Source organism: Clostridium algoriphilum, assembly GCF_020443705.1.
Taxonomy (GTDB): domain Bacteria; phylum Bacillota; class Clostridia; order Clostridiales; family Clostridiaceae; genus Clostridium_AD; species Clostridium_AD algoriphilum.
The window spans coordinates 168,365-181,844 of the sequence record NZ_JAIZZK010000002.1 but is presented as its reverse complement, the minus strand read 5'-3'; the positions used below and the strand labels follow the sequence as shown (position 1 = coordinate 181,844).

17 protein-coding genes are annotated in these 13,480 nt (G+C 30.9%); all 17 read right to left on the bottom strand.

Features of this window, described 5'->3' with window-relative positions; all coding sequences use genetic code 11:
* Window positions 1–4: 4 nt before the first annotated feature.
* Complete coding sequence (yqeK, locus tag LGK95_RS03145) at window positions 5–577, bottom strand: bis(5'-nucleosyl)-tetraphosphatase (symmetrical) YqeK (RefSeq protein ID WP_226122128.1); 573 nt, start codon at window positions 575–577, stop codon at window positions 5–7.
* Between the two features lie 55 nt (window positions 578–632).
* Window positions 633–1,232 (bottom strand): nicotinate-nucleotide adenylyltransferase, encoded by a 600-nt coding sequence (gene nadD / locus LGK95_RS03140; RefSeq protein WP_226122121.1) that lies wholly within the window; start codon window positions 1,230–1,232, stop codon window positions 633–635.
* 99 nt (window positions 1,233–1,331) lie between these two features.
* Window positions 1,332–1,622 carry a ribosome assembly RNA-binding protein YhbY gene (gene yhbY, locus LGK95_RS03135; RefSeq protein WP_226122119.1) on the bottom strand — a complete coding sequence of 97 codons (291 nt, stop codon included), beginning with the start codon at window positions 1,620–1,622 and terminating at the stop codon, window positions 1,332–1,334.
* Between the two features lie 52 nt (window positions 1,623–1,674).
* Complete coding sequence (gene obgE / locus LGK95_RS03130; protein ID WP_226122109.1) at window positions 1,675–2,958, bottom strand: GTPase ObgE; 1,284 nt, start codon at window positions 2,956–2,958, stop codon at window positions 1,675–1,677.
* Window positions 2,959–3,250: 292 nt separating this feature from the next.
* The gene (rpmA, locus tag LGK95_RS03125; protein ID WP_226122107.1) at window positions 3,251–3,553 is read right to left on the bottom strand and encodes a 50S ribosomal protein L27; all 303 of its coding nucleotides are present in this window, start codon (window positions 3,551–3,553) and stop codon (window positions 3,251–3,253) included.
* Between the two features lie 4 nt (window positions 3,554–3,557).
* Window positions 3,558–3,890, bottom strand: coding sequence for a ribosomal-processing cysteine protease Prp (locus tag LGK95_RS03120; protein ID WP_226122105.1), 333 nt, complete (start codon window positions 3,888–3,890; stop codon window positions 3,558–3,560).
* A 2-nt stretch (window positions 3,891–3,892) separates the two neighbouring features.
* Window positions 3,893–4,204 carry a 50S ribosomal protein L21 gene (rplU, locus tag LGK95_RS03115; protein WP_226122103.1) on the bottom strand — a complete coding sequence of 104 codons (312 nt, stop codon included), beginning with the start codon at window positions 4,202–4,204 and terminating at the stop codon, window positions 3,893–3,895.
* Between the two features lie 150 nt (window positions 4,205–4,354).
* Window positions 4,355–5,797, bottom strand: a complete 1,443-nt coding sequence (locus LGK95_RS03110) for an Rne/Rng family ribonuclease (protein ID WP_226122102.1) — start codon at window positions 5,795–5,797, stop codon at window positions 4,355–4,357.
* Window positions 5,798–5,809: 12 nt separating this feature from the next.
* Window positions 5,810–6,523 (bottom strand): TIGR03936 family radical SAM-associated protein, encoded by a 714-nt coding sequence (locus tag LGK95_RS03105; protein ID WP_226122099.1) that lies wholly within the window; start codon window positions 6,521–6,523, stop codon window positions 5,810–5,812.
* Window positions 6,511–8,355, bottom strand: coding sequence for a TIGR03960 family B12-binding radical SAM protein (locus tag LGK95_RS03100; protein ID WP_226122097.1), 1,845 nt, complete (start codon window positions 8,353–8,355; stop codon window positions 6,511–6,513). Before LGK95_RS03100 ends, LGK95_RS03105 begins: the two co-directional genes overlap by 13 nt.
* Window positions 8,356–8,511: 156 nt before the next feature.
* Window positions 8,512–9,378 (bottom strand): M50 family metallopeptidase, encoded by an 867-nt coding sequence (locus LGK95_RS03095; RefSeq protein ID WP_226122095.1) that lies wholly within the window; start codon window positions 9,376–9,378, stop codon window positions 8,512–8,514.
* 26 nt (window positions 9,379–9,404) lie between these two features.
* Window positions 9,405–9,776 carry a hypothetical protein gene (locus LGK95_RS03090; RefSeq protein ID WP_226122094.1) on the bottom strand — a complete coding sequence of 124 codons (372 nt, stop codon included), beginning with the start codon at window positions 9,774–9,776 and terminating at the stop codon, window positions 9,405–9,407.
* 143 nt (window positions 9,777–9,919) lie between these two features.
* The gene (mgsA, locus tag LGK95_RS03085) at window positions 9,920–10,294 is read right to left on the bottom strand and encodes a methylglyoxal synthase (RefSeq protein ID WP_226122093.1); all 375 of its coding nucleotides are present in this window, start codon (window positions 10,292–10,294) and stop codon (window positions 9,920–9,922) included.
* A 56-nt stretch (window positions 10,295–10,350) separates the two neighbouring features.
* Complete coding sequence (gene rodA, locus LGK95_RS03080; protein WP_404814397.1) at window positions 10,351–11,466, bottom strand: rod shape-determining protein RodA; 1,116 nt, start codon at window positions 11,464–11,466, stop codon at window positions 10,351–10,353.
* A 94-nt stretch (window positions 11,467–11,560) separates the two neighbouring features.
* On the bottom strand, window positions 11,561–11,827 hold the full coding sequence (gene minE, locus LGK95_RS03075) for a cell division topological specificity factor MinE (RefSeq protein ID WP_226122091.1): 267 nt from the start codon (window positions 11,825–11,827) through the stop codon (window positions 11,561–11,563).
* Window positions 11,827–12,645, bottom strand: a complete 819-nt coding sequence (gene minD / locus LGK95_RS03070; RefSeq protein WP_226122090.1) for a septum site-determining protein MinD — start codon at window positions 12,643–12,645, stop codon at window positions 11,827–11,829. Before minD ends, minE begins: the two co-directional genes overlap by 1 nt.
* 14 nt (window positions 12,646–12,659) lie before the next feature.
* Window positions 12,660–13,292, bottom strand: coding sequence for a septum site-determining protein MinC (minC, locus tag LGK95_RS03065; protein ID WP_226122089.1), 633 nt, complete (start codon window positions 13,290–13,292; stop codon window positions 12,660–12,662).
* Window positions 13,293–13,480 lie beyond the last annotated feature (188 nt).

The window sequence follows — 13,480 nt, the reverse complement described above, 5'->3', positions numbered from 1 at the left end:
TCCCTCACCTACCATGTTTACTTAATAAATAATTTCTTGCATCTATTGTATCTATGTGCAATGATCCATTTTTGGTTATAACATATTTTATAGTGTTGTCAAATGACTTTAACACAGCTGCATCTAAATCTATCATAGTTAAACTTCTTAATGCCTCTATATCATCAAATACCCTTAATGGTTCAATATAATCTGCTATATAAATAATCTTTTCTAAAGTACTCATATTTTTTCTACCAGTAGTATGGTAGTGAATTGCATTTAAAATATCAACGTCTCGAATGCTCATTACTTCTCTAGCTACTAAACTTCCCACAAGGCCATGTAAAATAGACGGGTTTTGCAGCTCTATATCGCAAATCTCTATTTCATTATCCATAACAATTTTTATAAGCTCCGCATCAGTCTTATTCTTAGCACAGTCATGTACTAATCCTGCAATTCGTGCTTTTTCAATATCTTCTCCATAAATAGTTGCTAATTTGACTGCAGTCTTACTAACGCTTAAGCTATGTTTCAATCTGCTTTCTTTTAAATTAATTTGCAAATAATGGAGCATTTCTTTTTCATTCCACATTTAAATCCTCCTATCAGTCCTATAGCACAGAGACTAATTCCGTAATGTTTTGCTCCTATTTATATAAATGTAACTTATTAATTATTCCCTCTACACCGCTTGGAAGGGAATAATCAACATTTATACCTTTTTTAATACTTTTTCTAATACCTGTTGATGATATATCTATAATTGGCATATCAAGAAAAATTATTTTATTATTGAACTTTTTTTCTATACGCCGTTTCTGTTTTAGAACTTCTTCCACACTAAATCCTGCCCTACTGTAAACCACCAGCTTGCAATTATCCAGTATTCTTTCTACATTTTTCCAATTATCTAAGTCCATTAAGCTATCACCGCCAATTAAAAAATACCACTCTATATTACTTTCATATTTACTAAAAAATTCAAGTGTTTCATAAGTATAACTATTTTCTTTTTTATTTATTTCATAATCACTTATTTCAAATTGGCTTTCTTCTTCTATAGCCTTTTTAACTAAATCATATCTAATATGAGCATCTGTAATTTTTTTATTGATTTTATTTGGTGGATTTCCTGCAGGCATGAACAAAATCTTGTCCAAATGTAAAATGGATAATGCTTCATATGCGATAAGAACATGACCTTTGTGAATTGGATCAAATGTTCCTCCAAAAATGGCCTTTTTCACTGTAACACCTTCCTTATATTATAATAAGTAATGTTAGATAAAACAATAGCATAATTTATAACTTTACATAGAAGAAAAAGCATGTAAAATTACATGCTTTTATGGTAATTCTATTCTTGGCTTTTTTAAAGACCTTTTATACAATACGCATTTACTACCAATAGTCTGAACTCCTTCAGCGCCTATAGCTGTACAAATTATGTCCGAAGCTTCTCTAGCAGTTATTCCACTATTATTTAGAATTTTGATTTTTATAATCTCTCTAGATTCTAGTGCAACATCTATCTGTTTCAAAAAGTTTTCTTCTATTCCAGCTTTTCCGACTTGAAATAATGGTTGTAATGGATTTGCAAGAGTTCTTAAATAACTTCTTTGTTTACTTGTAATCATAACATCCTCCTAATTAAATTCTTATAAGATAAGAATTATTACTTTTTATCTTTTATAATAAGAATTCAAATTCAAAGTTTAGTAATCTTACTAAATCACCATCTTGAATTCCTTTTTCAACCAAGGTTTCAAATACTCCCTTATTTTTTAAAACTTTATGGAAATATTTAAGCGAATCCGGTTCATTTATATTAACAGCACTAAGCAACCTGTCAACAAAACTTCCTTCAACAACATAAGTTCCTTCTTCGTCAACTCTAACCGTGTACGTAAATCTTTTTTCTTCTATTACAAATTTATCTTCATCCTCTATTACTAATTCAGTAACTGGAATAGTAGATAACATTCTAGCGGCTTCTTTCATAAGTGCTTCTACACCTTGACTTGTAGCTGCTGATATTTTAAATATTTTACTATTGTCATATCCCAATTCATTTAACTTCTTTTTGAAATTTTCAAAGACTTCTTCATCAAATAACATATCACTTTTATTTGCAGCTATTATTTGTGGTCTATCCCATAGTTTAATACTATATTTTCTAAGTTCTTCATTTATTTTTATAAAGTCCTCTACAGCATCTCTACCTTCAATACCTGAAATATCAACTACATGAATAAGGATTCTAGTCCTTTCAATATGTCTTAAAAAGCCTATTCCAAGACCTACTCCCTCAGCTGCGCCCTCAATTATTCCGGGTATATCAGCCATAACAAAGCTCTGTGCACCTTTTACACTTACTACCCCTAAGTTTGGTTTTAAGGTTGTAAAGTGATAATTAGCAATTTTAGGTCTTGCTTTTGATACTACTGAAAGCAAAGTCGATTTACCAACGTTTGGAAATCCCAATAGTCCAACATCAGCTAATAACTTAAGTTCAAGCTTAATCCATCGTTCTTCTCCTGGCATTCCTGGTTCAGCAAAATTTGGTGCCTGCCTTGTAGGTGTACAAAATTTAACATTGCCTTTTCCGCCTTGTCCAGCTTTGCAAACTCTATAAGTTTGACCATCATGAGACATATCGCACATTACCGTATCTGTTTCTACGTCGCGTACAATTGTACCCATTGGAACTTTAACATGCAAATCTTGTCCAGCTTTTCCATAACACTTAGAGCCAGAACCACCTATTCCACCTTTTGCTATAAACTTTCTTGCATAAGAGAAGTCGAGTAGTGTAGTCATACTAGCATCAACTACTAATATTACATCACCACCATCTCCACCGTCTCCACCATCTGGTCCACCGAGGGGTATATATTTTTCTCTTCTAAAAGAAACGGATCCACTTCCACCATTTCCTGATTTAACAAAAATTTTGGCTGTATCAATAAACATATATTTCACCTTACCTTAGTTCATTTTCTATTTTAATCTATTTCTTTTAATTTATAAATTTCATTAATAAATTTGTTTTTCTTTGTTATTATATATATATTCCAAAGCACCTTTCGGCCTTTTTCATTTTCAAATGTCCATGTATAAATTGCAAATATCCACAAAATTATGTCATTGTTTTCTAAGTGAAATTATATAATTTTGTAATTCACTTATTATTATTATCATCTAAAATAGGATTTCTATCCTCAAAAGAGAATTTTAAAAAAGCACCCTTTAAGGGTGCCTTAAATTATTCAGCAATAGACATTTCTACATCAACAGGATAAACGCTTGCTTTTTTCTTCATTTTTCCCATTCTTTCGAATTTAACTACTCCATCAATTTTAGCAAAAAGAGTGTCATCTCCACCTATTCCAACATTGTTTCCTGGATGGATTTTTGTTCCTCTTTGTCTTACTAAAATATTACCTGCAAGGACGAATTGTCCATCTGCACGTTTTGTCCCAAGTCTCTTAGATTCACTATCTCTACCATTTCTTGAGCTACCTACTCCTTTTTTATGAGCAAATAACTGAAGGTTCATAACTAGCATGATATTACACCTCCTCTGTTTCTACTTTTATATATTTACCATAAGTAATTTCTATACTTTTAAGTCCAAGTATCATTGTTTCTAGTAAAACTTGACATCTTTCGATATCTTCTAGAGTTTGCTCTTCTAAATTAAAATTTAGAAATCCATCCTCGATATCATACTTTGCTTTAATTTTCAAAACTTCCTCAATTCCAATAACTGTGGTTTGAGAAATTGCTGATATAGCACCACAAATTAAGTCTATATCTAACTGTTTTTCTTTAGGCATAGCATGACCTTTTATTTTAAAAGAAACTACTTTACCAGAGCTTCGAACAATTTCAACTTTAACCATAACTAAGCTTCTATCTTCTCGATTTGAATTTTAGTATATGCTTGTCTGTGTCCTTGTTTCTTTCTGTAATCTAACTTTCTCTTAAATTTGAAAACTATAATCTTTTTAGCTTTTCCTTGTGCTAATACCTTAGCAACAACTTTAGCTTCATTAACTAAAGGTTTTCCAACAATTAAACCATCTTCCTTGCCTACTGCAAGAATCTCATTAAATTCAACAGTTGTTTCAACTTCGGCATCCAATTTTTCAACGAATAAAACGTCTCCTTCTTGAACCCTATATTGTTTTCCACCAGTAACTAAAACTGCGTACATAAATTATACCTCCTTGATCCAGTCTCGCCATCCCAGGTACATACTTTTATGTAATCTGCTTTTTTTAATATAAGCAAGTATGTTTATAACCTTACGTGTGCGGTCTACAAAAGCCATTTTAACATATATCCATATGTTTGTAAAGCATATTTACCCATATATCTTATATGTTTGCAAATTTCTTATTTGATTTGCAAAAATTAGCGATTCAACTTTGAAATTTTTCAAGTGAGGAATAAAATTAACATAAACTTGATTCTTAAGTGCCCCTATCTGCTGTGCAAATACTAAAACATTCTCCATAATATCTTTTTCATAGATTTTGTCTATCTCGATATATATGTCTTTTAGTCCTTGTTCCTTAAACATTTTAATAATTTCATTTTTAATCAGAAACTCAATATATGATAATTTAACTCTACTACTCTTTCCACCACAATGTTTACAAGGTTCCTCAATAAACTCATATATAGATTTGCCGCGTCTTCTCCTTGCAATTTGAACCAAATTAAGTTCAGTAAATGGATAAATTACTGTCTTGTTTTTGTCATCAGCAAAACCTTCGCGTAAAACATCTATTATACTTTTTCTTATCTCTAAATCTTCAATGTCAATAAAATCTATTATAATAATTCCGCTTAAATTTCGGAGCCTTATTTGTCTTGCAATTTCTGTCGCTGCCTCAATATTAGTACTTTGTGCAGTTTTCTGTAGTGAACGACTCTTTATATTTTTCCCAGAATTAATATCTACTACGTACATTGCCTCTGTTTTATCTATCACGATATTTCCTCCACATTTTAGAGGAATCCTATGATTACGAAGACTTAGTATTTCCTTTTCTATTCCATAATAATCGAATAGCATTCTGCTTTCATTATGAAGTTCAACTTTTACGTCAATATCTGACCTGTTTTCTGTAACTTTTTTTGCATACTCATAATCACTTTCATTGTTTAATACTATTCTGCAAGTATTTTTATCTAATATATCACGAAGTGTTCTGTTTAAAGCTCCTACATCACTAAATAGTAAAATAGGATTTAGTGAATATTTCGCACGATTTATAATAGATTTATATATTTCATATAAATCTCTAACTTCATCGTTTAAAATACTAATATCTACATTAAAAGCATTAGTTCTAATCATTACCCCTATATCCTCTGGTTTATCAAGTAAGTCTTTTACCATAGTCTCAAAATCTCTATTGTTTATTTTTTTAGAAAAGCTTATATCTTTGTTGAGGTTAACAATAACAGAATAAGTACCAGGAATTCCAAAAGCACTAGTAACTTTTGCTCCTTTTTTGTCTATTGCTTCTTTTAAAACTTCAACTATAAGTTCCTCACCTTTTTTTATCTTGGTATTATTAAACTTGTCGTCAATATACATATAACAGTCTTTGTTTTGTCCAATATCTATAAATGCACACTTAATTGCTGGAACAATATTTTTTACGACCCCCTTATAGATTTCTCCTGGTATAGGGCCACTATATTCTTCCTCTATAAAACATTCCTTTAATTTGTTATTTTCCTTTATAGCTATTCTTAAAAATTCTTCTTGTCTTTCAATATATATTTCTTTCACTTTAACCTACTCCTATTGTACTATTTTTCTAAAGAACTCACTAAGAGTGACTAATTTATCTTCTTTATATGCGTACATTTCTTTTCTTTCTATGTCAATGAATGTTTCTTTATTAATAAACTCTAAGTTCTCCTTCATATATTCTGATAGTAACCCAGCCGATAAATTATCACGACTACCACAAGATATAAGAGTTGAAACGCACATCACAAAGTTTTCTACTTTATAATCAAATTCATGAACAAATGGTTTTATATTAATCATTTTTTCACCATTTTTTCTCTTCTTAATAATATTCCATTCGTCTAAATTGCAAAGAGATTGCATCATTTCCTTAACGTTTTCTACGTCAGTGCATTTAAATTTAATAGTGTATTTTGCCGCATCAATAATCGCCATGGCTTGTGACTTCTTTTTTCCCTCAACTGGAATAACTTTCACGACGTCTAAAATTTCAATTCCACGTGGTGTATTTTCATTCATTTTATCCATAATATACTTTTCTTCAAGCTCTTCACTCAATACTACGTCCATGTATTCACCGTTTGAATGTACTCCAACAGATAGTGGTTGCGCAATGGATACTGCCATGTGAGGATTAAAACCTTTTGAGTATTCTATTGGGAGTTCTGATCTTTTAATCACCTTTTGGATAGTTCTCATTAGATCTAAATGAGCAACAAATTTAATCTCATTATCTTTAGTATACTTAATTAAATAACGCAACCTTTAAAACACGTCCCTTCTTTAAAATTAACATTAACGCCACATTCCGTGCAGCCTTCTTTGCAATTTTGGGTTAATTCTACTTTTTTTGCTTTTTCATTCTCAAGTATTAAATACTCTTTATTAACTCCAATATCTATGAAATCCCAAGGAAGTATTTCATCGTAACTTCTTTCTCGATAAGCATAAAACTCTCCTGAAACCCCGCATTCCTGCATTGCTTCTTTCCATATTTCAAAATTAAAATACTCAGACCAACCATCAAATTTTGCGCCTTTTTCAAATGCCTTAATTATAACATCACAAATTCTTCTATCTCCCCTAGCAATTACTGCCTCAAGATACGAAACTACAGATTCATGATAATTGTAAATAACCGCCTTACTTGTTATCGCATACTTAACTGCTTTTATTTTTTCAACTACCTCGTCCATTGTTGCTTGCGGTGCCCATTGGAATGGAGTAAATGGTTTTGGTACAAATATAGCGGAACTTGAAGTAACCCTTAATCCTCTTTTTCGTGTTTCCTTAGGGATCTTAAAGTATTCTGCTACAACTTTATCTGAAAGCTCTGCAATTCCTCGTACATCATCCATAGTTTCATAAGGAAGTCCAACCATGAAATAAAGCTTAATAGTTGACCAACCTGAAGCAAAAACGCTGCTGGCAGCTTCTAATATTTGTTCTTCTGTAACGCCCTTATTTATTATATCGCGCATTCTTTGGGTTCCAGCTTCCGGTGCAAAAGTTATACCGGTTTTTTTAACCTTTTGTATTTCCTTAATTAAATCTACTGAGAAAGAATTTATTCTAATAGAAGGCAGAGATACACTAACGTGGTCTTCTTTATGTTTTTCAATTAGCGTGGTTATAAGGTTTCGTATATCTGAATAATCACATATACTTAAAGAACTTAAAGATATTTCTCTATACCCTGTACTCTTTAATAATTTATCCGCAGCATCGATGAGATTAGCTGTGCTCTTTTCTCTGACTGGTCTATATATCATACCAGCTTGACAAAATCTACATCCATTGGTACATCCTCTAAAGGTCTCGAGTATTACTCTATCATGTACTATTTCAACATATGGAACTACCATTTTCTCCGGAAAAGAAACTTCATCAAAATTTACTACAAATCTTTTCTTAACGCTTTTAGGAACATCATCATATTTAGGTTTGAATTCTTTAATAGTGTTATCTTCGTTATAAGATACCTCATATAATGAAGGCACATATATACCTCTTATCTTAGATATTTCTCTTAAAAACTCTTTACGCTTACCTTTAAATTTTTTATAAATATCTAATACGTCATTCATTATTTCTTCGCCTTCACCAAGTTCAAAAAAATCAACTATATCATGTAGTGGTTCAGGATTATAAGCACAAGGACCACCAGCCATAATTATAGGTTCATCCTCGCCTCTTTCTGAAGCTCTTATAGTAATGCCCGACATATCTAGCATATTAAGTATATTAGTATAGCTCATCTCGTATTGCAATGTAAACCCTAAAAAATTAAATTCATTTAAAGAATCTTTGCTTTCTAGTGCATATAAAGCTATATTATTTTCTCTCATTTGTTTTTCCATATCTGGCCAAGGAGCAAACGCTCTTTCACAATAGGTGTCGGATCTTTCGTTTAACACATGATAAAGTATTCTACTTCCTAAATGTGACATACCAACTTCATACACATCTGGGAAACAAAAAGCAAATCTTATATCAACTTTTTCTTTATCTTTATAACAACAATTAAGTTCTCCACCTACGTATCTAGCAGGTTTTTCAACCTTAAATAAGATATCATCGGAAATTTTGTTCATAGAAACCACTCCTCGTTTTTTCCTCTTGAGTAAATTATAATTTACGTTTATTACATCATTTTATTTTAACACATGATAGTTAAATCTCAAAATAAAAAATAATCTTGAACAAACTAACCAACCTGTGATAGGCTGGTTATTTGCCAAGATGTATTTTCATAAAGTATCCTTTAACTTTAATTTTTTAATGTCAATATATTCACTTAAGCTTATATTACCATAGGCTTTTATTGCCTCGATTACTTCATCTTCATATAAAATAGCTAGAACACTCATATTTTCATCTAAAATTGTAAATAAATTATACTTGTTTTTATCAATTATTCCTAAAACATCTAATAGATTTTTTTCACAAAAAATAGATATACTTCTATTCTCAACATAACCTCTCTTTATAAATCTATACTTCTTTTTAATAATATAACCCATAATCAAATATACTATCCTTTCCTTCTCTTTAATTGAAGATATTAAAATAAATATAGAAATTAGACCTAAATTAAAGTTGCTTTTCTGTGCAGCAACACTTACAAAATAAATAAACATAAAAACACTTCCAAGTACCATGCTAACTCTAATGGAAATTTCATTAGCCTTTCTATATATAGTCTTAACACTAAGTATATCTCTAAGTATTCTACCTCCATCTAGTGGGAATGCTGGTATAAGGTTAAAAACACCCAAAGCCAGATTAGTTTTATAAATCAAATGCAAATAAGGTATATTATATATCGTAAATAAAGCGAAAAAAATTGCTGCAAGCACTAAGTTGAATAAGGGACCTGCTAAAGAAATTATTAAATCCTCTTTAGCACTTGCTTCATCTAAATCCTTTACTTTAAGTACAGCTCCTATAGGAAGTATTTCTATATCAAAACCTGAAAATCCTAAAATCCTAGCAGTTAGATAATGCATTAATTCATGGATGAATACAAAAGAAAAAGCTACTACCAGTTCCCCTTTAAACCCTAATATTATTAATAAAATAATGTACGGTATAAATAACTTACTTATTCTTATCAATTAATCCCCCAAAGCCATTACTTAAATTATTGAAAACTAGCATCTTTATTTGAAATTGAGCTTTTAACTTTCTCTATAAAGTTTTCTGTAATAACTTGTACATCCTTTATTTTAACCGTCTTTGCTTTACCAATTAAAGTACTATAATTATATTGCTGATTTATGGCTTGCTTAGAATAGTTATAAGCAAGTTGAGTTTTAGGTGTAACTACTACTTTAAAAAACAGAACAAAAATAAACAACGCTAACACACCAATCAATTCTCTGGTTAATCTCTTTATATAAAAATTTGTTATTCTATTTTTTTTATTATTATCATTAGGAAATTTATTTAATCCTCTTTGCTTTCTTGCTAAATTATTATAATAGCTTTGATATTGCGTATTATAATTGCCCATTTTTATCCCCCTCTTGCATTCTTTTTACTATTTATATATATTTAATTTCTCCTATTTATATTACATATTATAGGAAAAAAGTGTCAATTATACAGCAAAAAAAACAAGCACTGCATAATATGCAGTGCTTGCTAAGTGTATTATTAAAATTCACGATTTTTTAAACTTCTCATTAAAACTTCAGCCGTACCTAAGTTTGTGGCAAGTGGAACACAATGTACATCACATAATCTAAGAAGTGCTGATATATCTGGTTCATGAGGCTGAGGTGTTAATGGGTCTCTCAAAAAAATTATCATATCCATTTCACCCTGTGCAAGTTTTGCGCCTATCTGTTGGTCGCCTCCCATAGGTCCTGATAAAAATCTAGTAACTGTCAATCCAACTTGTTCATTTATTAATTTTCCTGTTGTTCCTGTTCCGTATAAATCATGTTTCTCCAAAACATCTTTGTACCGTTTTGCAAAATCAATTATATCATCCTTTTTCTTATCATGTGCTACTAATGCTATCCTCATTTTTATTCCCCCTATGTAATCCACATAAATGTGCTTAAATTATCACATCCAGTGTTTTAAAAATTTATTTTCTTTCTTCTCATGCCTACATTTAAAACAAGTCCTAATGCCATAAAACCTGTTAGGAGTGAACTTCCACCATAACTCATGAATGGTAGAGTAATTCCTGTTATAGGCATAAGTCCCATCGTCATACCAATATTTTGCATTATTGAAAACAATAAATTTGAAATAAACCCCACACATATTACAGTTCCAAAAATATCTTTAGATTCTTTTGCAATTTTTATTAAGCGATATATAATGATACCATATAATAATATTAGTATTAATGCACCAATAAGTCCCCATTCTTCAGATAAAACGGCAAAAATAAAATCTGTATGATTCTCTGGAACAGAATTAAATTGCACTCCTTTCCCAAAACCACGTCCAAGGATTCCTCCTGAACCTATAGCAATCTTTGATTGAATAAGCTGAAGCCCTGACCCTAGTGCATTTTTCTCAGGACTTAGGAAAGATGTAAGTCTTCCTTTCCAATAAGTTTTCATGATTGGCGAATTCCATACACCTACAACCAACAATAAAACTGAAGTCATCCCTCCGATTATTATCTTAGAATCGAGTCCTATACAATAAAATATACCTAGTACTATGAAGAAACTTACCATAGTCATTCCCATATCTGGTTGAATAACAATTAAAATCATTGGCACTGCTGCATAAAACATTAACTCAAATAAATTTTTAGGGTCGTTGATTCTCCCCTCCATTTCATCTAATTTTTTTGCAAGCATTATTATCATGCCAATTTTAGCAAATTCTGAAGGTTGTATCCCAAAGCTACCAATCTTTATCCAAGAATTAGCACCATTAGCAGAAGATCCAAGTACAGAAAAATCATTGATCAATAACAATATAACTCCTGCCCAATATATTATGACAGCATAATTTTCTATTAACATATAATCTAAAGCCAAAAGAACATATACCATAATAAGACCTAATATCAACCACGCAACTTGCAATTTCAAATAATAAAATCCATAATCCTTGTTTGTAGCACTATAAATATTTATACACCCAAAAATTACAATACAAATTGCAAATATAATTGCAACATAATCCAATTCTCTTAATAGTTTCTTATTAAGTCTTAAGTTTTGTAAAATTTTCATGGTTTAACCTACCTCCATCTCAAATATGATTATATCATATTAAAGTGAAATAGCTATGCATAAGTTGTTAATTACACATAGCCTTTTCTTATTTTCTTTTTATTTTTTTGATAGGTATATTTGCTATTAATGCCGGTGAATTGCCTTCGTATTCTTCCGTTGTTGTTAGTCTAACTTCAATATCCCCAGTTTCTACTTCAGCGTATTTTGAAATCACCTTTAGTATATCTGCTTTAATCATTTCTAAAAAATCAGGCGAAATATCTGCTCTATCATGTATTAAAATCAGCTTTAATCTATCACTTGCAATATCCTTCGAGAAGATTTTATTAGAAAACATTTTAAATAAATTCATTAATGTCCCCCCCTATATTCTTTAAATATTCTTTTTAGAGATGCAAAGAATCCTGCGCCTATAGCTGATGATCCATCTAGTGAAGCGTAGGGTACTTCCTCTCCCATAATTCTTCTAGCAATGTTTTTAAAAGCTACGCCTGCTAACGACTTGTCATCTAATACAATTGGCTCGCCTTTGTTTGTTGAAATTGTAACCTTTCTATCATCAGGAACAACTCCTATTAGTTTAATTGCCAGGCATTCTATAATATCATCTACAGATAGCATGTCCCCATTCCTTGTCATTTCATAATTCATTCTGTTTATTATAACCTCATGCCTATCAATACCTTTAGAATCTAGTTTCCCTATTACCCTATCTGCATCTCTAACAGACGTGAGTTCTGGATTAACTACTATAATAGCTCTATCAGCTCCTACAATAGCATTCTCAAAGCCCTGTTCAATTCCTGCAGGGCAATCTATAATAACATAATCAAAGTCTTCTTTTAACTCATTAACAACTAAGAGCATATCCTTTATACTGATATCATTTTTATCTCTAGTTTGTGCTGTTGGCAGTAAATATAGATTGCTAAATCTTTTATCTTTTATTAGGGCTTGCTTTAATCTGCATCTTTTTTCAATTACATCTACTAGTGTAAACACCACTCTATTTTCAAGTCCCATTAAAACATCAAGATTTCGAAGCCCCGTGTCACCATCGATTACTACTACCTTTTTGTCCATAGATGCAATAGCTGTTCCTATATTTGCAGTTGTGGTTGTTTTTCCAACGCCACCCTTACCTGATGTTATAACTAAAGATTCTCCCATGTGCATTACCTCCATTATATATATTTATTAGCTAAATACGGTTCTACAATAATATTCCCATTTTTTATTTTTGCCACCTCGGGATATTGAGGTTTAACTTCATCCTCAGGTGATCTTGTTATTATGTTTCCTATTTGTAGTATTTGAGGCTCCAATTTAAATGCTGCAATTATAGCTTTTTCATTACCATTAGTACCTGCATGCACAACTCCTCTTAAAGTTCCAACTACAATTATATTTCCTGCTGCATATATTTCAGCTCCCGGATTCACATCCCCAACTATAACTATATTACCAGGATAATTTATGCTTTGGCCACTTCTTATTGTCTTTCTGATGAACTTAGTCTTCCCCTCATAAATACCAGTAAAAACTTTGCCCGTTGAGTCCTCTTGATTTTGAAAAATGCAATCACTAATTAAAAATTCATCAAATAATATTTCCTTTAATTTTCTGCTTTCCCTTTCATTTATGTATTTAAGTTCAGTAGTGATTTTTAAAGTACTACCTTTATAAAATCTTCTTCCTTGTGAAAGCTTTTCAACTAAAGACTCTAACATATCATCAAAATCACTAAAATGATTCATATTTATAACTACATTTAATCCCTCTTTATTTCCCTTAATGATTATTTTATCCGTAACCATGATTTTTACCTCCTAGCTCTCCTCTGGGGTGAAAAGCAATTATTAATTGTTTTGCTCCATAATTGAACTTAAGGCACATGAAAATAAATAACAAGTCAAAAATGCTAGCATATTTATTTGAATGTGACTACGCTACTATTTCAACATATTATCATCAAATTCCTGCCTAATTTCAATATTTTTTTATT

What these genes read in the sequence shown, in the direction of transcription:
- yqeK (WP_226122128.1), bottom strand. Translation starts at nt 577, where the DNA reads ATGTGGAATGAAAAAGAAATGCTCCATTATTTGCAAATTAATTTAAAA.
- yhbY (WP_226122119.1), bottom strand. Translation starts at nt 1,622, where the DNA reads ATGATTACAAGTAAACAAAGAAGTTATTTAAGAACTCTTGCAAATCCA.
- obgE (WP_226122109.1), bottom strand. Translation starts at nt 2,958, where the DNA reads ATGTTTATTGATACAGCCAAAATTTTTGTTAAATCAGGAAATGGTGGA.
- rpmA (WP_226122107.1), bottom strand. Translation starts at nt 3,553, where the DNA reads ATGCTAGTTATGAACCTTCAGTTATTTGCTCATAAAAAAGGAGTAGGT.
- LGK95_RS03120 (WP_226122105.1), bottom strand. Translation starts at nt 3,890, where the DNA reads ATGGTTAAAGTTGAAATTGTTCGAAGCTCTGGTAAAGTAGTTTCTTTT.
- rplU (WP_226122103.1), bottom strand. Translation starts at nt 4,204, where the DNA reads ATGTACGCAGTTTTAGTTACTGGTGGAAAACAATATAGGGTTCAAGAA.
- LGK95_RS03100 (WP_226122097.1), bottom strand. Translation starts at nt 8,355, where the DNA reads ATGAACAAAATTTCCGATGATATCTTATTTAAGGTTGAAAAACCTGCT.
- LGK95_RS03090 (WP_226122094.1), bottom strand. Translation starts at nt 9,776, where the DNA reads ATGGGCAATTATAATACGCAATATCAAAGCTATTATAATAATTTAGCA.
- mgsA (WP_226122093.1), bottom strand. Translation starts at nt 10,294, where the DNA reads ATGAGGATAGCATTAGTAGCACATGATAAGAAAAAGGATGATATAATT.
- minE (WP_226122091.1), bottom strand. Translation starts at nt 11,827, where the DNA reads ATGAATTTATTTAAAATGTTTTCTAATAAAATCTTCTCGAAGGATATT.
- minD (WP_226122090.1), bottom strand. Translation starts at nt 12,645, where the DNA reads ATGGGAGAATCTTTAGTTATAACATCAGGTAAGGGTGGCGTTGGAAAA.
- minC (WP_226122089.1), bottom strand. Translation starts at nt 13,292, where the DNA reads ATGGTTACGGATAAAATAATCATTAAGGGAAATAAAGAGGGATTAAAT.